Genomic DNA, 20,352 nt, shown 5'->3' on the forward strand with positions numbered 1-20,352 from the left:
GATGGGCCCCGCCAAGTTGTGTTCTTCTAACGTGGACGTTCAATTTTTCCGATGCCCGGTCCCGGAAAAATCTTGTTGGACGGCCCAGATGCCGTGCCCCTAAAAAACGCCCAGAGCAACAACCGGAGACGGCCCCATGACCTCGCCTGACCTGCAGCAACTTGCCCAACTCTCTCCCCGCGAACTGCGTCGGCTGATCCGCCGTGGCGACTACAGTGGCCACACCAGCGGCACGGGCCAGCGCCACCTGCAGGCCAATATCGTGATCCTGCAGAAGTCCTGGGCGGACGAATTCCTGCGTTTCTGTGTGCTCAATCCCCGTTCCTGCCCGCTGCTGGACGTGACTGAGCCCGGCTCGCCGTACTTCGAGAAGCTGGGGGTGGACATCGACGTACGCAGCGACGTACCGCGCTACCGCATCCATCGACGCGGTCAGGGCTACGTGGAGGTGACGGACATCGGCGAATACTGGGAGGCGGATTTCGTTGCCTTCGCCATCGGCTGCTCCTTCTCCTTCGAGCAGGCCTTGCTGGATGCCGGCATCCCGCTTCGCCACATCGAGCTGGGGCGCAATGTCGCCATGTATCGCACCGCCATCGACACCCACCCGGCTGGGCGGCTGGCGGGCAAGACCGTGGTATCGATGCGCCCGATGAAGGCCGCCGACGCCGTGCGCGCCATCGAGATCACCGCGCGCTTCCCCATGACTCACGGCGCGCCGGTGCATATTGGCGACCCGGTGCTGATCGGCATCCGCGACCTTGCGAGCCCGGACTATGGCGACCCGGTGCCGGTGGCTGAAGAGGAAATCCCGCTGTTCTGGGCCTGCGGCGTCACCCCCCAGGCAGTGCTGGCCGAAGCCGAGCCGGAGCTCTACATCACCCACGCGCCAGGGCACATGCTGGTGAGCGACAAGCTGTACGGCGAGGTGTGAGGGGCCACCTCGCCCTGTGGGAGATGCCATGTCAACGCCGTAGCCCTGTAGATACCGTCTTGTTTAGCCCCGGGCAAGGGCCAGTTGGGCATCGAATGGCTGGCCGGATTTCAGTACGCCATAGGCGATATGCAACAGCTTGCGCATGGCCGCGCAGACGATCTGCTTTCCGGCCTTACCGCGGGCGCGCAGGCGCTGTGCCAGGGCATTGATCGCGGGGTTGTGGGTCATCGAGGTGATCGCCGGCATGTACAGGCCCGCGCGTAGCCGCGCTGAGCCCACACGGGAAATGCGTACGTGCCCTTTATGCTTACCCGAATCCTGTAGCTTCGGATTCAGCCCGGCAAAGGCAGTGATCGCTCGCGCGCTCTCGAACTGCAGCGGATCACCCAGTTCCGCCAGGAGCAGGGCGGCAGTCTGCTCGCCGATACCATCGATGCTGGTCAGCAGATCGCGTTTACCCCGCAGGTCTGGATCATCATCGATATGGTCGCGGATGGTTTTCAGGGTCTCGGCAATCTGCTCTTCGACACGCTGCAGCACTGAGTGAATCGACTCTTGCACGCTGGCATCGGCCACCCCCAGACGATTGCGCTCCATCTGCTCGATCTCCTTGAGATCCTGCAGGCGCCGCACCAGGGCACGCAGACGGCGGATCGCGGCAGGCTCGGGTTGCCAGGCGCGCAGCTCATCTTGATGGTGCTCGCCGTAGCTGGCAATCAGCTTGGCGTCGACCTGATCCGTCTTGACCCGTTGCAACTGGCTTCGCGCGTAATAGGCAATCTGCGCAGGATTCATCACGCAAATCCGGTAGCCCAGCGCGTAAAAGTGCTCAGCCAGCGCCTCGTGGTAGGTACCCGTCGCCTCCATCACGATCCAGGCCCCAGGTTCGCTGTGCTTGTTCAACCACTCCTGCAACACCTGAAAGCCCTCTGCGGCGTTGATCAGCTTGGCCTTGCTGCGGTACTTGCCGTTGGCCTGCAGGGTGGCGATATCGAAACTGTGCTTGGCAATGTCAATGCCGACGATGCTGGACATGCAACCTCCTCAATCCATCCAGAGTGATCATCACTGCACCCGGCCCGGCCTTGTGAATGCGAGCTCTCACTTGAAGTGGGCTCTAGATACCGTTCGAGCTATCTGAGTGAGTGTGGAGGGCCAGGGCACTATCTACGGGTCGGGCTCGAGGCCTAAGGGTGGACACGGCTTCCTGGCTCTCCCCCGATGATCAGTCGGGGACTATCACCCCTTGAGAGGGTGGTAGTCGAGATACAAGGGTGGATGGCGCTTTACCATCCACCAACAGCGCTATGCCGGGCCTCGAATGGTGGACCGGTGAAGCGTGGCACCCTACGGCTGAAGCCAGTCCTAGGCCGTGGAGGCCCTGTGGGAGCTGATGTGCTGGGGCCTGCCCAGGGGCGCGGCTCAGAACCGTTCGGCAGCCCCCAGGTAGCGCCACTGCCCAACCGGCACCTTGCCCATGGGTACGCCACCGATGCGGATGCGCTTCATGCTGGCGACGTTGAGGCCGACCGCAGCGCAGTAAGCGGCGATCAGCCCCGGGCGGGGGTTCTTCAGGGCGAAGCGCAGGTGGGTTTCGTTCTGCCAGCTGGCCTTGACCGGCGGCAGCTCCTCGCCCTTGACCTTGATGCCGCGCTTCAGGCGCTCCAGCCCGTTGGCCGCCGGGGTGCCGGTGACTTCCACCACGTATTCCTGCTCCAGCTTGGTGGCGTCTTCATTGAGCTTGCGCAGGGTGCGCCAGTCCTGGGTGAGCACCAGCAGGCCGCTGGCCTTTGGCTGCAAGGGCAGGGTGCTGGTCAGGCGGGCGAAGTGGCTCCGCAGCAGGCGCACGTCGGCACGGTCGTCGGCCCAGCGGCTTTCCGGCGAGAGCAGGCGCACGGCCGCTTCCAGGGTCAGGCCGGGGGGCGGATTGAGCAGCAGCGTTACCGGCTCCAGCGGCTCGGGCGTGGCGCCGGGCAGCAACGCGACGGCCTGGTCCGTCACCTTGCACTGCGGCTGTTCCATCACCTCACCGTCCACCGTGACCCAGCCACCTTCGATGTAAAGCTCCGCTTCCCGGCGCGAACAGCCGGTCAGCTCGATAACACGTTTGGACAAGCGAATTGGATCGGTCATGGGGAACAGCCGCGAGAGGAGGAAGGGCGCAATGGTAAACCTATTGCGGTGCCGGCCGCTGCTGGGACATGCGCCCTGGACCGCCAGCCGTCACCTGCAAGGCTCCGGGCTGAGGGCGACTCAGGTTGCCGGGGGCTTGCTCGACGCCTTGGCCAGTTTGTCCGCGGCGTGCTGCAGGCGCTCCAGGTCGGCACGCAACTGGCGCAGGGCCTCGCGGCGGTCGTGGAGCACTTCCTTCACATAGCAGTGGCCGGTCAGCCCGCGCAGCAGCAGGACCGCGCCCAGCCCGATGTCCCAGGCGCCCATCACGCCGCCCCGGTGGAAGCCATGCCGCGCCATCAACAGGCCGGAAACGATGGAACCGGCACGCTCCAGGCCGTGGACGTTCTGCTCGTACGCCGGGCCGTTGATCTGCCAGTGGTTATCCATGGTGCGAAACCTCCCGTGTTGGTTTGAACCTTGACCGGCCACGGTTGCCAGATGTTCAGCCTCGGGGATGAGCGGCCGGAGTCAGGCATGGCCGGTGGGCGATCTCTTCTTGCCTTTCTTGTCGGGGCTCATTGGATACACGGTGAGTATGAATCGGGCCGGCACCAGGGACAGCAACCCGAGCATGCCGAACACCGCGATCAGGGTGACGCCGCCCGGCGTGCCCGTTACTTCGGTGAACAGCGCCAGGCCGATGGCCAACAGGAACATCACCACGCCGAACCATTGCAGCCCCTGGGCCCAGCGAAAGATCGGCGATTGCCGGACCTCGCGCAGGTGCCGGTTGGATTCGTTTTCGTCGGCCATGTTCGTCTCTTCGAAATTTCCGTTGAAGACCGGACGGCAGAATTTCCCGGTTGGTCCAGAATGCATGAAGTTCATGGGAGGGTTGGTCAATGAGTGACAAACGGATGGTCGCGCTTTCCGGGGCGCGGAGCATAGAACCGGCCAGATTGACCTGGAAGTGACCGACCATGCCCTTTATCGATGACCTGGCTTTCGTGCTCGCCTTCCTGGCCACCCTTACCTGCGGGCTGATGGGTGGGCTGTTCTTCGCCTTCTCCAACTTCGTGATGCAGGCGCTGGCGCGCATTTCGCCGGAGGCCGGCATCGCCGCGATGCAGACCATCAACAAGACCGTGCTCAACCGCATCTTCCTCGCGACCTTCCTGGGCACCGCGGGTGCCTGTGCATTGCTCGTGCTCTACGCCTTCGTGCACTGGGAAGTGCCTGGCACCTTCTTCCTGCTGCTCGGCAGTCTGCTGTACCTGCTGGGCAACGTCGGCGTGACGCTGGTGTGCAATGTCCCGCGCAACAACGCCCTGGCGAAGCTGGATGCAGGCAGCCCGGAGTCGGTCGCGCCGTGGCGCACCTATGTCGAGCAATGGACTCACTGGAACCATGTGCGCACCGGCACAGCCCTGGCCGCGTCGGCGATGTTGATGATCGGGTTGTTCCTGATGCTCACGATGGACTAGGGGCGAGATCATCGTGCTCGCCTTGCTGCCCGAGTACGAAGGCAAGGGGCTGGGTTTCCACGGGCGAGCTGGATGATGCCGGGGATGAAATTCTCGAGCTCCGGCTCAAGGCCGACTGAGTGCCGGCCATCACCGCTCCCTGGTATTTCTGCTTGTAATCGAGAGCCCCCCTATGGGTTCCTCGTCTTCATCGGCGAACGCTTCACCGACGCTTTTCGGCTTCGCTTCGGATCTGGCTGAGGGATTGCCGGGGAGTGATGGCTTCCGGGTCGATTCGAATCTCGATCAAGGACGGCACGCCGGCCGTCCGGCAGCGTTCGAAGGCGGAAGGGAAGTCTTCGGTGCGCTCAACCGTCTCCCCATGCAGGCCATAGGCCCGAGCCAGGGCGGCGAAGTCAGGGTTGTGCAGGTCGGTGCCACTGACCCGCCCTGGATAGTGACGTTCCTGGTGCATGCGGATGGTGCCATACATCCCGTTGTTGACCACGACGAAGATCACGTTCGCGCCGTAGTTCGCCGCGGTGGCGATTTCCTGCCCGTTCATGAGGAAGCAGCCGTCGCCGGCAAAGGCGACCACGGTGCGCTCCGGGCAGGTGAGCTTGGCCGCCACGGCCGCTGGCACGCCGTAGCCCATCGAGCCGTTGGTGGGGCCCAACTGGGTGCGGAACGTCCGGTACTGGTAGAAGCGTTGCACCCACACGGCGTAGTTACCCGCGCCGTTGGTGAGGATGGCGTCGGCGGGCAGGTGATGGTTCAGCCAGCCGATGACTTCGGCCATCTGCACCGGGCCGGGCGAGGGGAGGGCCACGAGATTCTCCCGGTAGTTGCGATTCAATGCGGCTCGCCAGTCCGGGCAGCGGTTCCCGTCTATCGCCGGCAGTTCCGCCGCCAGCGCGGCGAAGGTGGCCATACCGCTGTTGATGCCCAGGGTGGGCTGATAGACCCTGCCAAGCTCCTCGATTCCGGGATGGACATGCACCAGCGTCTGCCGGGGCGTCGGGATCTCTACGGTCGTGTAGCCGTTGGTGGAGACTTCGCCGAGCCTGGCGCCGACCACCAGCAGCAGATCGGCATCTTTAACCGCCTGGACCAGTTTCGCTCCTGCGGCGAAGCCCAGGTCGCCGGCGTAATGGGGGTGAGTGTTATCGAACAGATCCTGGCAGCGGAAGGACGCGGCCACCGGCAGGTCATGGCATTCGGCAAAACGGCGGATGTCCGCGACTGCGCGAGCATTCCAGCCGCCACCGCCGAGAATCATCAGGGGACGTTCGGCCCGGTGCAGCAGGTGGCGGAGCGCCTGCATGTCCGAGGCGTTGGCGTGGGGTTCGATGCTTCGGGCAGGGCCGGCATCGGCGACGCTTGCCAGCTCGGTCAGCATGTCTTCGGGAAGGGATACCACCACCGGACCCGGCCGGCCGTTCATGGCGCGGTGGAACGCCTGGCTGACCAGCTCCGGAATCCGGCGCGCATCGTCGATCTGCACCACCCACTTGGCCAGGGGGCCGAACATGGCGCGAAAGTCGATTTCCTGGAAGGCCTCGCGGTCTCTCTGATCACGCGCCACCTGTCCAATGAAGAGGATCATCGGCGTCGAGTCCTGATAGGCCGTATGCACGCCTACCGAGGCATTGGTGGCGCCCGGGCCGCGCGTCACGAAACAGATGCCGGGCTTGCCGGTCAACTTGCCGTAGGCTTCGGCCATGTACGCCGCGCCGCCTTCCTGCCGGCAGACCACCAGGTCGATCTGGTCCTGTGCGTCGTAGAGCGCGTCGAGGACGGCCAGGTAGCTTTCACCCGGAACGCAGAATGCCCGTTCGACGCCGTTGATGCGTAGAGCGTCGACCAGGATCTGGCCGCCGCTGCGACTGTTGAGTGTCTGGTTCATCGGTCATTCCTCGAACGGGGCAGGGGCGAATGTTCGGGCTCGAAGCAGTTCTTCGCGAACCCGCAAGGTGTTTATAGACGGCTATCGGGCCCTGTCGGCAGGCCCATCGGCTGCCGACAGCGTGGCGTGCCTACTGCTAGACCAGCGGCGGCAGGTTCAGCGTGGCGGAGCATTCGAGAATGGAGCGGCGCTGGGTTGCGGCGTACAGGTCCAGCTCGTTGAGTACCGTACCTCCCAGGGCGTCGTGGAAGTCCGTCTGGTTGGAGGTGATCTCGTAGTTCACCTGGGCGTTGTCGCCGAGGTTGGACTGGAAGATTCCGGCGGCGCTGACGGGCAGGAAGTCCTCGTACACCAGGGGCTCGTAATGCACATGGCCGGCCTGGACGAGGTCGTCCAGCGTGCGCGGTCGTACCTCATTGCTGCGTGCCGCAATGCCTTTTTCGGTGACGAAATAGCGGAAGTAGGCCAGGCCCTGGATACGCATTTCGTCATGGCTGTCCGGGAACGCCTGGAAGTGCTTTTCCAGCAGCTCGTTGTAGCGCCGGGCATTCTGTTCGCTGGGGAACTCCTTCAATTCGGCGCGGGTGGCGTTCAGCAGCTTGTCGTACAGCGCCCGGCCTTTTGGGGTCAGGGCTGCACCACGTTGCTCGATTTCGCCGAAGCGTGCGGTATGGCTGCCCTCGGCGCTGCCCTGACCGACGAAGGCGACTTTTTCCTGCAGGGCCTTGAAGCTGGTCTGGCGCAGCAGGATCGGGCAGTTGCGGCGGGGCGGGCCTTCCACCACGGCCTTGGGGGTGATGCCGCGCCTGGGCATGCCGTCCTGGATCTGATCGATGTCCAGCGTGCGCGGTGTCAGGTGGTTGATATGGGGACCCTTGAAGGCGACCACATCGGCGATGAGGCGGTGCTGTTCATGAAGCTGGTCGTACTCGGCAGCGGTTACGGTTGCCTCGGTGTGCCAGCGGAAGGTTTCCAGGGCTTCTCGCACGAACTCACCGGCGTCGGCTTCGTTCAGTCCGCCCTCGGCTTCGCATTGGTCGATCAGCGCCTTCACCCGTGGGGTGAAGATAGTGCGCTTGGCGAGGATGCCGGAGGCGAGCGCGCGCAGTTCCGGGTTGTCGATCAGCTCCAGGCGCAGCAGCGAGGTGAACACCCGGAACGGGCTGATCTGCAGGGCATTCTCGTGCACGGCCCGGAAGGCGGTGGAGTGAACCGGAACGCCCGCCGGACTGAGGTCGTAGTAGCCGACCGGTTGCATGCCCATGACCGCGAACAGGCGGCGGATGGTGGACAGCTCTTGCGCCGTGCCTACCCGGATCGCGCCGTGGCGTTCCATCGCCAGGCGGTCGAGTTCGCCGGTCCAGCGCAGTTGTTCGGCGACCTCAGGGGATTGCTCCATCACGTTGCGATTGGTTTCCGCGACCAGGTCCAGTAGATCGCCGTAGAGCGGGACTTCGGCTTTGTACATATCGGACATGGCGCGAGAGAACTGCGCACGAATCTCGGACGGGTCGATGAACCCCTGGTTGTTCATGATGAAGAAATCTCCTGGAGGCGTTGTGTAATTCTGCGAGCCGGGGCCATCGGCCCTGAAGGCATGGTTCGGATTCTGATGAGCTTCAACATCCCGTACAAACGACATCTTCTCAGCACTTCATTCTCCAGAGGAATGAAGTACGACCGGGGGCATGGCGGGCCTGCACGGTGCCTGCCGGACGGTGCGCGGGTGTTGTGCCGGTTCGCGGTGCGCACGGCGCACCCTTGTATCTCGACTACCACCCTCTCAAGGGGTGATAGTCCCCGACTGATCATCGGGGGAGAGCCAGGAAGCCGTGTCCACCCTTAGGCCTCGAGCCCGACCCGTAGATAGTGCCCTGGCCCTCCACACTCACTCAGATAGCTCGAACGGTATCTAGAGCCCACTTCAAGTGAGAGCTCGCATTCACAAGGCCGGGCCGGGTGCAGTGATGATCACTCTGGATGGATTGAGGAGGTTGCATGTCCAGCATCGTCGGCATTGACATTGCCAAGCACAGTTTCGATATCGCCACCCTGCAGGCCAACGGCAAGTACCGCAGCAAGGCCAAGCTGATCAACGCCGCAGAGGGCTTTCAGGTGTTGCAGGAGTGGTTGAACAAGCACAGCGAACCTGGGGCCTGGATCGTGATGGAGGCGACGGGTACCTACCACGAGGCGCTGGCTGAGCACTTTTACGCGCTGGGCTACCGGATTTGCGTGATGAATCCTGCGCAGATTGCCTATTACGCGCGAAGCCAGTTGCAACGGGTCAAGACGGATCAGGTCGACGCCAAGCTGATTGCCAGCTACGGCGAGCACCATCAAGATGAGCTGCGCGCCTGGCAACCCGAGCCTGCCGCGATCCGCCGTCTGCGTGCCCTGGTGCGGCGCCTGCAGGATCTCAAGGAGATCGAGCAGATGGAGCGCAATCGTCTGGGGGTGGCCGATGCCAGCGTGCAAGAGTCGATTCACTCAGTGCTGCAGCGTGTCGAAGAGCAGATTGCCGAGACCCTGAAAACCATCCGCGACCATATCGATGATGATCCAGACCTGCGGGGTAAACGCGATCTGCTGACCAGCATCGATGGTATCGGCGAGCAGACTGCCGCCCTGCTCCTGGCGGAACTGGGTGATCCGCTGCAGTTCGAGAGCGCGCGAGCGATCACTGCCTTTGCCGGGCTGAATCCGAAGCTACAGGATTCGGGTAAGCATAAAGGGCACGTACGCATTTCCCGTGTGGGCTCAGCGCGGCTACGCGCGGGCCTGTACATGCCGGCGATCACCTCGATGACCCACAACCCCGCGATCAATGCCCTGGCACAGCGCCTGCGCGCCCGCGGTAAGGCCGGAAAGCAGATCGTCTGCGCGGCCATGCGCAAGCTGTTGCATATCGCCTATGGCGTACTGAAATCCGGCCAGCCATTCGATGCCCAACTGGCCCTTGCCCGGGGCTAAACAAGACGGTATCTACGGGGCAACAGGATGCGGTGCGATTCGGTAGGGTGCGCTGTGCGCACCAGCGATCAGGTGGCGGCTATTCGCTTCAGGAGGGCTTGGATCGGGTGTGAAAGTTCTATCCCGCTCAGGCGTTCGGCCTGGCTGCGGCAGGAGTAGCCGTTTGCAAGCAGCCGCGGGTTGCCAGCCGGGCCTTCGACGATCCCACGCCAGGACAGGTCGTAGATCTTCTCGGACGTATCCCGGTTGGCCGCCTCGTGGCCGTAGGTACCGGACATGCCGCAGCAGCCCACCGACACGATCCTGAGATTCAGGCCCAATCGCCGGAAGACCTCCGGCCAGAGCGCGGTTGCCGCTGGCGCGTTGGTCTTCTCGGTGCAGTGGCCCAGCAGGTAGTAGTCGTCGCCTGCGGCAGGAGCCGGGTGGGGGGAAACGTCCAACGCCTGTATCAGCCATTCCTGCGGCAGCAGCACGTCGGGCGCCTGGTCGCCCAGCAGCTTGCGGTACTCCTGGCGGTAGACCAGGGTCATGGCCGGGTCCAGGCCCACCAGCTTCACGCCCTGGCCGCCAAGCCCATTGAGCATGCTGGCGTTCTTTCGCGCCGCCTTCTCGAAGGCGCCGATGAAGCCCAGTACCTGAAGCGGCTTGCCATTGGGCAGGTAGGGCGCGAGCAGGACCTTGAAGCCCAGGCGTGAGAGAACTTCGATCAGATCGGCAAGTACCTCGGTTTCGAAATAGCGGGTGAACGCGTCCTGCACGAGGATGACGCTGCGGGCGCGCTGCTGGTCCGAGAGTCCACGGAGCTTTTCCGGGCTCGCGGCCTCGACGTTCCAGCGCTTGAGTGTGGGCGCCAGGTCAGTTCGGCTGAGCAGGGGGCTGTCGACCATTCCGGCGTAGTGCTTCAGGAATGCCCGCGTCGCCCCGAGTCGCATGAGCCCGTTGTAGACCGACGGAGTTTTCGCGAAGTAGGGAATGCTGAACTCGAGCGACCCGATCAGGTAGTCCTTGAGCGGGCGCAGGTAGCGGCTGTGATAGAGCTCCAGGAAGCGTGAGCGGAACTCGGGCACGTTGACCTTCACCGGGCACTGGCCGGCGCAGGACTTGCACGCCAGACAGCCGGACATCGCCTCGAACACCTCGTGGGAGAAGTCCTGCTCGCCCCAGCGCTTGCCGAGGGTGTTGCTGACCTTGGCCAGCAGTCCCCGGAGAGGCGAAGCCGTCCGGATGTCGCGGGTGGCCTGGAGCACGTCGACCCCGGACTGCCCCTGCAGGCGCAACCACTCGCGAATCAGCGACGCCCGGCCCTTGGGCGACTGGGTACGTTCGCGGGTGGCCTTCCAGGAAGGGCACATCGCATCGTTGGGGTCGTAGTTGTAGCAGGCGCCGTTGCCGTTGCAGTGCACGGCCGACTCGTAGCTGCGCCAGACACGCTCATCGATCTGCCGGTCCAGATCGCCGCGCAGGGTCACTTCGTCGATCTTCAGCAGCTCGTCACGCGAACCCAGCGGGGTGGCGATCTTGCCCGGATTGAGTTGATTGAAGGGGTCGAAGGCGGACTTGATCGCCTGCAGTGCCGGATACAGCTCACCGAAGAACGTCGGTGCATATTCCGAGCGCAGGCCTTTGCCGTGCTCGCCCCAGAGCAGGCCGCCATATTTTTGGGTCAGCCGGGCCACGCCGTCGGTGATGGGGCGCACCAGGGCTGCCTGGGCAGGGTCCTTCATGTCGAGGGCCGGGCGCACGTGCAGCACGCCCGCGTCGACATGGCCGAACATGCCGTACTGCAGGTTGAAACCATCCAGCAGGGCGCGGAATTCGGCGATGAAGTCCGCCAGCGCCTCGGGGGGCACCGCCGTGTCTTCGACGAACGGCTGCGGCCGGACCTCGCCCTGCACGTTACCCAGCAGCCCGACGGCGCGTTTGCGCATGGCGTTGACCTTCGCAATCGCGGCGGAGCCTCGTGCGAGGGTGTGGCAAATCCGCCGGACACCGGCATCCCGTTTCAGGTGCTCGACGAAGGAGGCCACCTGCGCATCCAGCGTATCGGCGTCGTCGCCGCTGAATTCCACCAGGTTGATACCCAATGTCGGCACGCTCGGATCGGCCGGAAAGTAGTCCGCCACGTCGTGCCAGACGATGTCCTTCATGGCCAGGCCCAGCACCTTCGAATCCACCGTTTCGATGGACAGCGGGGCCATCGCCATCAGCGCCTGGGCGTCGCGCAGGGCGTCCATGAAACTGGTGTAGGACACGTTCACCAGCACCGAGTGCTTCGGGATCGGCAGGACGTTGAGTTTCGCCTCGACGATGAAGCCGAGCGAGCCTTCGGACCCACAGAGTATGTTGTTGAGGTTGAAGCGCCCGTCGGTGCCGCGGATGTGTGCCAAGTCATAACCGGTCAGGCAGCGATTCAGCTTGGGGAAGCGGGCCTCGATCAGCCCGGCATGCTCCCGCTGGACGTCCCGAACGGTCCTGTGGACCTCACCCAGGCGCCCGGCGCTTGCGGCCAGCACCGCCAGTTCCTGATCCGAAACAGGCCCGCTTTTCAGCCGTTGGCCGCCGAGCAGGATGCTGTCCAGGGTTAGCACGTGGTCGCGGGTCTTGCCGTAGGTGCAACTGCCCTGGCCGCTGGCATCGGTATTGATCATGCCGCCGAGGGTGGCGCGATTGGAGGTGGACAGCTCGGGGGCGAAGAACAGGCCATGGGGCTTCAGGGCGGCATTGAGCTGGTCCTTCACCACGCCAGCCTGTACCCGCACCCAGCGTTCTTCGGCGTTGATTTCGAGGATGCGGTTCATGTGCCGCGAGAGGTCGACCACCAGGCCGTGGGTGAGGGACTGGCCGTTGGTTCCTGTTCCGCCTCCCCGTGGGGTGAGGACGATGTCCCGGTACTCCGGTTGCGCAGCGAGCGTGGCGATGCGCTGGACATCCTCGTCATGCAGGGGAAACAGCGCCGCTTGTGGCAGGCGCTGGTAGATCGAGTTGTCGGTCGCCAGCACGGTGCGGTTGCCGTAGTCAGGGGAAATTTCCCCTTGGAAACCACAGGCGGTGAGCGAGTCCAGGAAGGAACGGTAGAGCCTTGTGAGCGCTGCCGATGCAGCAAGTCGGGCAATCATGGTTTCAGCGGATACCTGCCAGGCACTCTTCGAAAATGTCCAAGCCTCTTTCGAACAGCTCGGGCTCGATGGTCAGCGGGGCTAGCAGCCGCACCACATGGCGGTTCTTGCCGCTGGGCATCAACAGCAGGCCCTTGCGGCGGGTGGCCTCCAGGAGCTCGGCCAGTTGCTGGGAAGCGGGTTTGCCCTCCGGCGTGACCAGCTCGATGCCGCGCATGGCCCCGGTGCCGGTCAGGCGGCCGAGGTAGGGTGAAATGGCCTGTTGGCGCCAGCGCTCGTAGCGGCGCAGGATCGCCTGTTCTTGCGCCTCGCCCCAGGATGCGAGGTTCGCGTCCGTCATCAGTTTCAGGCTGGCCAGGGCCGCTGCGCAGGCCAGCGGATTGCCCGAGTAGGTGCCACCCAGGCCGCCCTTGGGCAAGGCGTTCATCAGCGCCTCGCGGCCGACCACCGCGCCTAGCGGCAAGCCGCCGGCGATGCTTTTGCCGAGGAGCAGCAGATCCGGCTCGATGCCAAGGCGGGGAAAGGCGAACCGCTGCCCGGTGCGGCCGAAGCCGGACTGGATTTCATCGATGATCAGGAAGATGCCATTGGCGTCGCAGAACCTGCGCAGGCCCTGCGCAAAGGCCGGGTCCATGGCCAGGAAACCACCTTCGCCTTGCACGGGTTCGAAGATGAAGCAGGCCACTTCGTTGATATCCACCTCGACGCTGAACAGGCGATCGATGGCCCTGAAGGCCTCTTCAGCGGTGACGCCGGTGTCCGGGCTGGGGTAGGGAACGTGGTAGACCGGACCGGGCAGGGTGCCCACGCGCTGCTTGTAAGGGGCGACCTTGCCGTTGAGATTGAGGGTCGCGAGGGTGCGGCCGTGAAAGCCGCCGTCAAAAGCGATCACCACGGTGCGGCCAGTGGCTGCGCGCACGATCTTCAGCGCATTCTCCGCAGCTTCGGCGCCGCTGTTGGTCAGCATGCCGGCCAAGGGGTAGTCCACCGGAATGAAGTCCGTCAGGGCCTTCATCAGGTCGCGGTAGCCCTGGTGCGGGACGGCGTTGAAGGCCGAGTGGGTGAGGCGCTGGGCCTGTTCGGTGATGGCGGCGACCACCGCGGGGTTGCAGTGGCCGAGGTTGAGGACGCCGATTCCCCCGACGAAATCGATGTAGCTGTTGCCTTCGGTATCCCAGACCTGGGCGTTCTGGCCATGGCTCAGGGTGATCGGATGCACGACCGACAGCGAAGCACTGATGGTGGACGGGGTCATGGGCGCGCCTCCGCCTGAAGTTCCAGTGGGGCGGGGCAGCGGGCACGCAGCGGCATTTCGGCATTCCTCTTCGAGGGGGATTTCCCTTTATCAGAGCGAGGAATGCGGGCCTGTCACAAGCGAAAAGAAATTATCGGGTCATTCCTGGAATTCGGGATGTCTGCTCGAGTGGGCGTCGTTGTGGGGGAGATTTCAATCGCTGAGCAGACCGCAGGTCTGCCTTGCGAGGGGCGAAGGGCGCGAGTCCGTCCCTTGCACAAGGTCGATCCCTATAGCTCGGTCTGGACCGTAGGGTGCGCTGTGCGCACCGATTCCAGGATCCGTCTCGGCACCCGGTCAAACCGCCGGTGCGCACGGCGCATCCTACCCGATCGGCCTCATCCTGCTAGCCCGTGCATTCGTATCGTCACAGGGAGAGCCCGTGACTCATGACCACGTCCGAATGAATTCGCCCCCAACAGATTCACTGAGCGGCCTCGTACGGACTATCCCTGCCCACTTTCCCCAGAATCCACTCCACGAAGGCGCGTACCTTGGGGATGTCGAGGGACTGCTCGGCGTAGGCGATGAAGTGGGAGCCCTGGCTCACCTTGTGGTGTTCCCACGGGATCACCAGCTTGGCCTCCGCGAGCTCGTCTTCGACCAGGAAGCGTGGTACCAGGGCCACGCCACAGCCGGACTGGGCCGCCCGGATGCACATGTAGAAGGTGTCGAAGCGTGGGCCGTGGTAGCTGTGTTCGGTGTTGATGCCTTGTTCCTCGAACCACTCGTGCCAGGCCTCGGGGCGCGAGGCGCACTGCAGCAGCACGAGGTCCGCCAGTTCGCCCGGGTTGGAGAAGGGGCGGTCGGGAAGCATATCGGGCACGCACACGGGCACCACATCCTCGCCGAACAGCTCTATGCACGTCGCTCCCGGCCAGGTGCCCTGGCCGTAGAAGAAGGCCACGTCCGCCTTGGCTTGCACCAGGTCGAAGGGTTCCAGTTCGTTGCGGATGTCCAGGTGGATATTGGGGTGGCGACGGGTGAAGCCCTTGAGGTTCGGGATCAGCCAGCGGGCGCCGAAGGTTGGCTGCGTGGCAACCCGCAGCACCTCGGCTTCGCCGCCATAGGAGAGGATGTAGCGGCTCGAAATGTCCACCTGGGTCAGGATCTTGTTGACCTCTGCCAGATACAGCTCGCCCGCCGGGGTGAGCTGCAGGCGCCGGCGTACGCGGTGGAACAGGAGGTGCTGGAGCATCTCTTCGAGCTGCGCGACCTGCTTGCTCACGGCGCTTTGCGTCAGATGCAGCTCTTCAGCGGCGCGGGTGAAGCTCATGTGCCGGGCCGCGGACTCGAAGCACTGAAGGGCGGCCATGGTGGGAAGCAATCGTTTGGACATGGAAATCTCGGCGGCGGATATCGGGGGTTATCATTCCCAGCGGGAATGATGTGGTGCTTAAAGGTCGTTTGTTGGTCTGGGGGATTCGGATTAATACTGACCCTCGTCAATGATTTCAACCACTCACCCGATGCAGGAGAAAAACATGGTTGACGAGCTGCTCAAGAGCCTTGGTGTCAGCGCCAGTGCATACCAGGGGGGCAACCATGCCGTATACACCCCCATCGACGGTAGCCAGATCGGTCAGGTGACCCTGGAGACCCCTGAGGCCGTTCGCGGCAAGATCGATGTCGCCCATAAGGCCTTCCTGGCCTGGCGCAACGTGCCGGCCCCGCGTCGTGGTGAGCTGGTCCGGCTGTTTGGCGAGGTACTGCGCAAGAACAAGGCCGCACTGGGCGAGCTGGTCTCCATCGAAGCCGGCAAGATCACCCAGGAGGGGCTGGGCGAAGTGCAGGAGATGATCGACATCTGCGACTTCGCCGTCGGCCTGTCCCGCCAGCTCTACGGCCTGACCATCGCCTCCGAGCGCCCCGGCCACCACATGCGTGAAAGCTGGCATCCGCTGGGTGTGGTCGGCGTCATCAGCGCGTTCAACTTCCCGGTTGCGGTCTGGGCCTGGAACACCAGCCTGGCGCTGGTTTGCGGCAACTCGGTGATCTGGAAACCCTCCGAGAAAACCCCGTTGACCGCGCTGGCCTGCCAGGCCCTGTTCGAAGAGGCCCTGAAGCAGTTCGGCGAGGCTCCGCAAGGCCTGAGCCAGCTGCTCATCGGTGACCGCCACGCCGGCGAAGTGCTGGTGGACGATCCGCGCGTGCCGCTGATCAGCGCCACCGGCAGCACCCGCATGGGGCGCGAAGTCGGCCCCCGCGTCGCGGCCCGCTTCGGCCGCAGCATCCTTGAACTGGGCGGCAACAACGCCATGATCCTGACGCCCAGCGCCGACCTGGACCTGGCCGTGCGCGGCATCCTGTTCTCCGCCGTGGGCACTGCCGGCCAGCGCTGCACCACCCTGCGTCGCCTGATCGTGCATCGCTCGATCAAGGACGACGTCGTGGCGCGCGTGAAGGCAGCCTATGGCAAGGTTCGTATCGGTGATCCGCGCAAGGACAACCTGGTCGGGCCGCTGATGGACAAGCAGGCCTTCCAGGCCATGCAGGATGCGTTGGTGAAGGCGCGTGACGAGGGTGGCGCGGTGTTCGGCGGCGAACGCCAGCTGCAGGACCAGTACCCGAATGCCTACTACGCCGCGCCGGCCATCGTCGAGATGCCGGGGCAGACCGATGTGGTGCGGCATGAAACCTTCGCGCCGATCCTCTACGTCATCGCCTACGACGATTTCGAAGAGGCGCTGCAGATGAACAACGACGTACCCCAGGGCCTGTCGTCCTGCATCTTCACCACTGATGTACGTGAGGCGGAGCGCTTCCAGAGTGCATCGGGCAGCGATTGCGGCATTGCCAACGTCAACATCGGCACCAGTGGCGCGGAAATCGGCGGCGCCTTCGGTGGCGAGAAGGAAACCGGTGGCGGTCGCGAGTCCGGCTCGGACTCCTGGAAAGCCTACATGCGTCGCCAGACCAATACCGTCAACTACTCCCGTGAGCTGCCCCTGGCCCAGGGGATCGTGTTCGACTGACCACGCGCTTCTCCATGCCGGGCACCGCGCCCGGCATGGAGCTTTTCGGCGAAGGATATGGCTGGAGTTTGAAGAGGTAGGTTTCATGAGCGGTTTTCGCCAAGCGTGTCTCTGGGAGAAGGTGACGCCCACCCAAGTCAGGAACGGTGCCCTGGCAAGCCACATCAAGGTGGATGTGTGCGTGATCGGCGGCGGTATCACCGGCTTGTCCACGGCGCTGAATCTCGTGGAACAGGGCAAGAAAGTCTGCGTGCTCGAAGCGCATCTGGTCGGGCACGGCGGTTCCGGGCGTAACGTCGGCCTGGTCAACGCGGGCACCTGGATCAAGCCCGACGATGTGGAGGCGACCCTGGGCGAGAAGCGCGGCAAGCGCCTGAACGAGGTGCTCGGCCAGGCTCCGGCGGAGGTGTTCGCGGCGATCAGGCGCTATGGCATCGATTGCCAGGCGCTGAATAACGGCACCCTGCACATGGCCCACAACGACGCCGGGATGGCGGATCTGCGGTCGCGGGAGGAGCAGTGGCGGCGGCGTGGCGCCGATGTCGAGCTGCTGACGGGCGCCGCCTGCGAAGACTATTGCGGTACCGACAAGATCACCGGGGCCTTGCTGGATCGTCGCGCCGGCACCATCAACCCGATGGGGTACACCCTGGGCCTGGCTTCGGCGCTGGTCCGACTGGGTGGCGCCCTGTACCAGCATTCGCCGGTGCGGGAGCTTCACCGCCAGGCGGACGACTGGCTGGTACGCACCGAGCGCGGCAGCGTGGCTGCGGAAAAGGTGGTGATCTCGACGGGCGCGTACACCGAGGGCGAGTGGACTGCGCTACAGCGCAACTATTTCCGCGGTTATTACTACCAGGTGGCGTCCGTTCCGCTGCACGGGCCTGCCGCGGACAAAGTCCTCAAGCATGGCCAGGGTTCGTGGGACACCCGGACCGTTCTCAGCAGCATCCGTCGCGATAAAGAAGGCCGGCTGCTGCTCGGAAGCCTGGGCAAGGCCAGCAATAAGCCGGACTGGTTCATCCGCAGCTGGGCCGACCGTATCCAGAACCACTATTTCCCCGAACTCGGCAAGGTGGAGTGGGAAGTGCACTGGACCGGCTGCATCGACTTCACCCCCGATCACCTGATGCGAATCTTCGAGCCCGCTCCGGGCGTGGTGGCGGTCGCGGGGTACAACGGTCGCGGCAATACCACCGGGACGGTGATCGGCCGCGCGTTCGCCGAATTCCTGTTGAAGGACGATCCGGACAGGCTGCCGATTCCCGTCGAGCCCATGAAGGTACTGCACACGGCAGGACTTCGAAGCTGCTTCTACGAGGCGGGCTTCTCGCTCTATCACGCGGGCCAGTGCCTGCGGGTAGTGCTCTGATCTGAACTGAAAAATCGGGCGGGCACTTTCAAGTGCCCGAACGCGCACCTTTGACCTTCGCGTCGCTCAGTACACGCCGCCGCCCGAAGTCGGGAGCGGAGCCGACGATGCCTTGAACGCGCCGGCCAGGCTCTGCAACCCGCGCATCAGCACCGTGGTATCCACGCCCACGGCGACGAAGGCGGCGCCCAGCGAGAGGTAGCGGTGCGCCAGCTTCTGGTCGGCGGAGAGGATACCGGCGGCTTTGCCGGCGTTGCGGATGCGGACGATGGCGTCCTCGATGGCGGCCTGGACCTCCGGGTGGCCGGGGTTGCCGCGATGGCCCATGGCGGCCGAGAGGTCGGCCGGGCCGATGAATACGCCGTCGACGCCTTCCACGGCGGCGATCACATCCAGGTTGGCGAGGCCGTCGAGGTTCTCGATCTGTACCAGCAGGCACATCTGCTCATCGGCGTGATCCAGATAGCCGGGAATGCTGTTCCAGCGCGAAGCGCGCGCCAGGGCGCTGCCAACGCCCCGGATGCCGAAGGGTGGGTAGCGCATGGCGCGGACGAATTCGGCCGCTTGCTCGGCGGATTCCACCATGGGTACCAGCAGGGTCTGGGCGCCGATGTCCAGCAGTTGCTTGATCAGTACCGCGTCGCCGATGGGGGGGCGGATGATCGGCTGGGACGGGTAGGGCGCAATGGCCTGCAGTTGCGCCAGCAGGCTGCGCAGGTCGTTGGGCGCGTGTTCGCCGTCCAGCAGCAGCCAGTCGAAGCCGGCGTTGGCTGCCAGTTCCGCGCAGTAGGCATCGGCCAGACCGAGCCAGAGGCCGATCTGCGGCTGGTCGGATTGAAGGCGCTGTTTGAAGCTGTTGATGGGCAGGTTCATGGGCACTCCTTGAGTCACTGCCTGTAGGAGCCAGCTCTGCTGGCGAACGCTTTTCTTGCAAGCGCTTCGCGAGCAGAGCTCGCTCCTACAGTGGTTGCGTGGCTTAGACAAAGCGGCAGGCGATGGAGCCCAGCTGGTCGTAGTCGACGTGGAAGGTGTCGCCGGGATTGGCCGCCACCGGGCGGGTGAAGGAGCCGCCGAGGATGATCTGGCCGGCTTCCAGGGTGACGTCGTAGGGGGCCAGCTTGTTGGCCAGCCAGGCCACGCCCTTGGCTGGGTGGTTGAGCACGGCGGCGGACACGCCGGATTCCTCGATCACGCCGTTGCGGTAGAGAATCGCCGGTACGCGGCGCAGGTCGATCTCGGTGGGGCGTACGGCGCGGCCGCCCATCACCACGCCGGCATTGGCGGCGTTGTCGGAGATGGTGTCGAACACCTTGCGGGTGACCCTGGTGTCCGGGTCCACCTGCTGGATGCGCGCGTCGATGATCTCCAGCGCCGGGATCACCCACTCGGTGGCGTCCAGCACGTCGAACACTGTGCAGTTCGGCCCGCGCAGGGGCTTGCCGAGGATGAAGGCCAGCTCCACTTCCACGCGCGGGACGATGAAGCGCTCGAAGGGGATGTCGCTGCCTTCGTCGAAGAGCATGTCGTCCAGCAGCGCACCGTAATCCGGCTCGGTGATGTTGGAGGACACCTGCATGGCGCGCGAGGTGAGGCCGATCTTGTGGCCCACCAGCTTGCGGCCGTCCTTGATCTTCTGCGCCACCCAGGCGCGCTGGATGGCGTAGGCGTCTTCGATGCCGATCTGCGGGTAGTCGAGGGAGAACTGGCGCACCTGCTCGCGGGAACGCTCGGCGGCGTCGAGGCGGGCGGCGGCTTGCTGGATGATGCTGGCGTCAAGCATGGAAACCTCAGGAATTCCGGGTGAACAGGGGGTGCAGGCTACTGTGCTTGGCATCGAACACCTGGCCGGGGCTCTCATCGATCTGCAGGGTGATGCCGATGGGGCGGCGTTCCAGCAGCTCATCGAGCTGGCTGCGCAGCACCGCCAGCAGGGCGTCGCCGACCTGCTGGTGCACGGCCGGGCTGCGCCCGGCGCCCATGCGCAGGTTGGCGTAGAGGAAGCCGTAATCACCTTTGCCGTCGGCTATCGCGGCGTGGGCCGCCGGGTAGGCCAGCACGCGGGTGCCGCCGGTGGGGAACACCTGGCGGCCGCTTTCGTCGCGCTGCTCCAGCATGCGGTCGGCCAGCGCACGGCACAGGCCGCCGATGTCCGCCTCGCGTTCCAGGTCGGGGGTGTAGAGCAGGACCAGATGGGGCATGGC

The 20,352-nt window shown here is 64.6% G+C and carries 17 protein-coding genes; 5 read left to right on the forward strand and 12 right to left on the reverse strand.

What is annotated here, in order from left to right; genetic code table 11:
* Positions 1-136: 136 nt before the first annotated feature.
* Complete coding sequence (locus tag THL1_RS13625; RefSeq protein WP_069083762.1) at positions 137-934, forward strand: putative hydro-lyase; 798 nt, start codon at positions 137-139, stop codon at positions 932-934.
* Positions 935-997: 63 nt separating this feature from the next.
* On the opposite strand, the gene THL1_RS13630 is transcribed toward THL1_RS13625, so the two are convergent.
* The 4 genes from THL1_RS13630 to THL1_RS13645 all read right to left on the reverse strand — a co-directional run bounded on the left by THL1_RS13630 (position 998) and on the right by THL1_RS13645 (position 3,865).
* Positions 998-1,972, reverse strand: coding sequence for an IS110 family transposase (locus tag THL1_RS13630; RefSeq protein WP_069081544.1), 975 nt, complete (start codon positions 1,970-1,972; stop codon positions 998-1,000).
* Between the two features lie 387 nt (positions 1,973-2,359).
* Complete coding sequence (locus THL1_RS13635; protein WP_069083763.1) at positions 2,360-3,070, reverse strand: rRNA pseudouridine synthase; 711 nt, start codon at positions 3,068-3,070, stop codon at positions 2,360-2,362.
* A gap of 120 nt (positions 3,071-3,190) precedes the next feature.
* A complete protein-coding gene (locus THL1_RS13640; RefSeq protein WP_069083764.1) occupies positions 3,191-3,499 on the reverse strand; it encodes a YgaP family membrane protein in 309 nt (102 codons plus the stop codon).
* 81 nt (positions 3,500-3,580) lie between these two features.
* Complete coding sequence (locus THL1_RS13645; RefSeq protein ID WP_069083765.1) at positions 3,581-3,865, reverse strand: hypothetical protein; 285 nt, start codon at positions 3,863-3,865, stop codon at positions 3,581-3,583.
* Between the two features lie 167 nt (positions 3,866-4,032).
* Between THL1_RS13645 and THL1_RS13650 the strand changes: the two genes are divergently transcribed.
* Complete coding sequence (locus tag THL1_RS13650; protein ID WP_069083766.1) at positions 4,033-4,536, forward strand: DUF1772 domain-containing protein; 504 nt, start codon at positions 4,033-4,035, stop codon at positions 4,534-4,536.
* A 202-nt stretch (positions 4,537-4,738) separates the two neighbouring features.
* On the opposite strand, the gene THL1_RS13655 is transcribed toward THL1_RS13650, so the two are convergent.
* On the reverse strand, positions 4,739-6,421 hold the full coding sequence (locus tag THL1_RS13655) for a thiamine pyrophosphate-binding protein (protein WP_069083767.1): 1,683 nt from the start codon (positions 6,419-6,421) through the stop codon (positions 4,739-4,741).
* Positions 6,422-6,557: 136 nt separating this feature from the next.
* On the reverse strand, positions 6,558-7,955 hold the full coding sequence (gene hglS / locus THL1_RS13660; protein ID WP_069083768.1) for a 2-oxoadipate dioxygenase/decarboxylase HglS: 1,398 nt from the start codon (positions 7,953-7,955) through the stop codon (positions 6,558-6,560).
* Between the two features lie 464 nt (positions 7,956-8,419).
* Here hglS and THL1_RS13665 point away from each other — a divergent pair, with 464 nt between their 5' ends.
* Positions 8,420-9,394 carry an IS110 family transposase gene (locus THL1_RS13665; RefSeq protein ID WP_069081544.1) on the forward strand — a complete coding sequence of 325 codons (975 nt, stop codon included), beginning with the start codon at positions 8,420-8,422 and terminating at the stop codon, positions 9,392-9,394.
* 68 nt (positions 9,395-9,462) lie between these two features.
* On the opposite strand, the gene ydiJ is transcribed toward THL1_RS13665, so the two are convergent.
* From ydiJ to THL1_RS13680, 3 genes are all read right to left on the reverse strand, one after another.
* Positions 9,463-12,510 (reverse strand): D-2-hydroxyglutarate dehydrogenase YdiJ, encoded by a 3,048-nt coding sequence (ydiJ, locus tag THL1_RS13670; protein ID WP_069083769.1) that lies wholly within the window; start codon positions 12,508-12,510, stop codon positions 9,463-9,465.
* A gap of 4 nt (positions 12,511-12,514) precedes the next feature.
* On the reverse strand, positions 12,515-13,765 hold the full coding sequence (locus tag THL1_RS13675; RefSeq protein ID WP_069083770.1) for a 2-aminoadipate transaminase: 1,251 nt from the start codon (positions 13,763-13,765) through the stop codon (positions 12,515-12,517).
* A 463-nt stretch (positions 13,766-14,228) separates the two neighbouring features.
* Positions 14,229-15,143, reverse strand: a complete 915-nt coding sequence (locus THL1_RS13680) for a LysR substrate-binding domain-containing protein (RefSeq protein ID WP_069083771.1) — start codon at positions 15,141-15,143, stop codon at positions 14,229-14,231.
* A gap of 145 nt (positions 15,144-15,288) precedes the next feature.
* Here THL1_RS13680 and THL1_RS13685 point away from each other — a divergent pair, with 145 nt between their 5' ends.
* Both THL1_RS13685 and THL1_RS13690 read left to right on the forward strand, forming a co-directional pair.
* Positions 15,289-16,779 carry an aldehyde dehydrogenase family protein gene (locus THL1_RS13685; protein WP_069083772.1) on the forward strand — a complete coding sequence of 497 codons (1,491 nt, stop codon included), beginning with the start codon at positions 15,289-15,291 and terminating at the stop codon, positions 16,777-16,779.
* Positions 16,780-16,864: 85 nt separating this feature from the next.
* Positions 16,865-18,151 (forward strand): NAD(P)/FAD-dependent oxidoreductase, encoded by a 1,287-nt coding sequence (locus THL1_RS13690; RefSeq protein ID WP_069083773.1) that lies wholly within the window; start codon positions 16,865-16,867, stop codon positions 18,149-18,151.
* Positions 18,152-18,217: 66 nt separating this feature from the next.
* On the opposite strand, the gene hpaI is transcribed toward THL1_RS13690, so the two are convergent.
* From hpaI to THL1_RS13705, 3 genes are all read right to left on the reverse strand, one after another.
* Positions 18,218-19,024, reverse strand: coding sequence for a 4-hydroxy-2-oxoheptanedioate aldolase (hpaI, locus tag THL1_RS13695; RefSeq protein WP_069083774.1), 807 nt, complete (start codon positions 19,022-19,024; stop codon positions 18,218-18,220).
* 103 nt (positions 19,025-19,127) lie between these two features.
* Positions 19,128-19,931 carry a 2-oxo-hept-4-ene-1,7-dioate hydratase gene (hpaH, locus tag THL1_RS13700; RefSeq protein WP_069083775.1) on the reverse strand — a complete coding sequence of 268 codons (804 nt, stop codon included), beginning with the start codon at positions 19,929-19,931 and terminating at the stop codon, positions 19,128-19,130.
* A 7-nt stretch (positions 19,932-19,938) separates the two neighbouring features.
* Complete coding sequence (locus THL1_RS13705) at positions 19,939-20,349, reverse strand: 5-carboxymethyl-2-hydroxymuconate Delta-isomerase (protein WP_069083776.1); 411 nt, start codon at positions 20,347-20,349, stop codon at positions 19,939-19,941.
* Positions 20,350-20,352 lie beyond the last annotated feature (3 nt).

This window comes from Pseudomonas sp. TCU-HL1, assembly GCF_001708505.1.
GTDB lineage: Bacteria > Pseudomonadota > Gammaproteobacteria > Pseudomonadales > Pseudomonadaceae > Metapseudomonas.

Excerpts from the sequence above, each read along its gene's own strand:
- THL1_RS13690 (WP_069083773.1), top strand. The coding sequence starts at position 16,865 with ATGAGCGGTTTTCGCCAAGCGTGTCTCTGGGAGAAGGTGACGCCCACC.
- THL1_RS13625 (WP_069083762.1), top strand. The coding sequence starts at position 137 with ATGACCTCGCCTGACCTGCAGCAACTTGCCCAACTCTCTCCCCGCGAA.
- THL1_RS13655 (WP_069083767.1), bottom strand. The coding sequence starts at position 6,421 with ATGAACCAGACACTCAACAGTCGCAGCGGCGGCCAGATCCTGGTCGAC.
- THL1_RS13705 (WP_069083776.1), bottom strand. The coding sequence starts at position 20,349 with ATGCCCCATCTGGTCCTGCTCTACACCCCCGACCTGGAACGCGAGGCG.
- ydiJ (WP_069083769.1), bottom strand. The coding sequence starts at position 12,510 with ATGATTGCCCGACTTGCTGCATCGGCAGCGCTCACAAGGCTCTACCGT.
- hglS (WP_069083768.1), bottom strand. The coding sequence starts at position 7,955 with ATGAACAACCAGGGGTTCATCGACCCGTCCGAGATTCGTGCGCAGTTC.
- THL1_RS13680 (WP_069083771.1), bottom strand. The coding sequence starts at position 15,143 with ATGTCCAAACGATTGCTTCCCACCATGGCCGCCCTTCAGTGCTTCGAG.
- THL1_RS13650 (WP_069083766.1), top strand. The coding sequence starts at position 4,033 with ATGCCCTTTATCGATGACCTGGCTTTCGTGCTCGCCTTCCTGGCCACC.
- THL1_RS13675 (WP_069083770.1), bottom strand. The coding sequence starts at position 13,765 with ATGACCCCGTCCACCATCAGTGCTTCGCTGTCGGTCGTGCATCCGATC.
- THL1_RS13665 (WP_069081544.1), top strand. The coding sequence starts at position 8,420 with ATGTCCAGCATCGTCGGCATTGACATTGCCAAGCACAGTTTCGATATC.
- THL1_RS13630 (WP_069081544.1), bottom strand. The coding sequence starts at position 1,972 with ATGTCCAGCATCGTCGGCATTGACATTGCCAAGCACAGTTTCGATATC.
- hpaH (WP_069083775.1), bottom strand. The coding sequence starts at position 19,931 with ATGCTTGACGCCAGCATCATCCAGCAAGCCGCCGCCCGCCTCGACGCC.
- THL1_RS13645 (WP_069083765.1), bottom strand. The coding sequence starts at position 3,865 with ATGGCCGACGAAAACGAATCCAACCGGCACCTGCGCGAGGTCCGGCAA.
- hpaI (WP_069083774.1), bottom strand. The coding sequence starts at position 19,024 with ATGAACCTGCCCATCAACAGCTTCAAACAGCGCCTTCAATCCGACCAG.
- THL1_RS13685 (WP_069083772.1), top strand. The coding sequence starts at position 15,289 with ATGGTTGACGAGCTGCTCAAGAGCCTTGGTGTCAGCGCCAGTGCATAC.
- THL1_RS13640 (WP_069083764.1), bottom strand. The coding sequence starts at position 3,499 with ATGGATAACCACTGGCAGATCAACGGCCCGGCGTACGAGCAGAACGTC.
- THL1_RS13635 (WP_069083763.1), bottom strand. The coding sequence starts at position 3,070 with ATGACCGATCCAATTCGCTTGTCCAAACGTGTTATCGAGCTGACCGGC.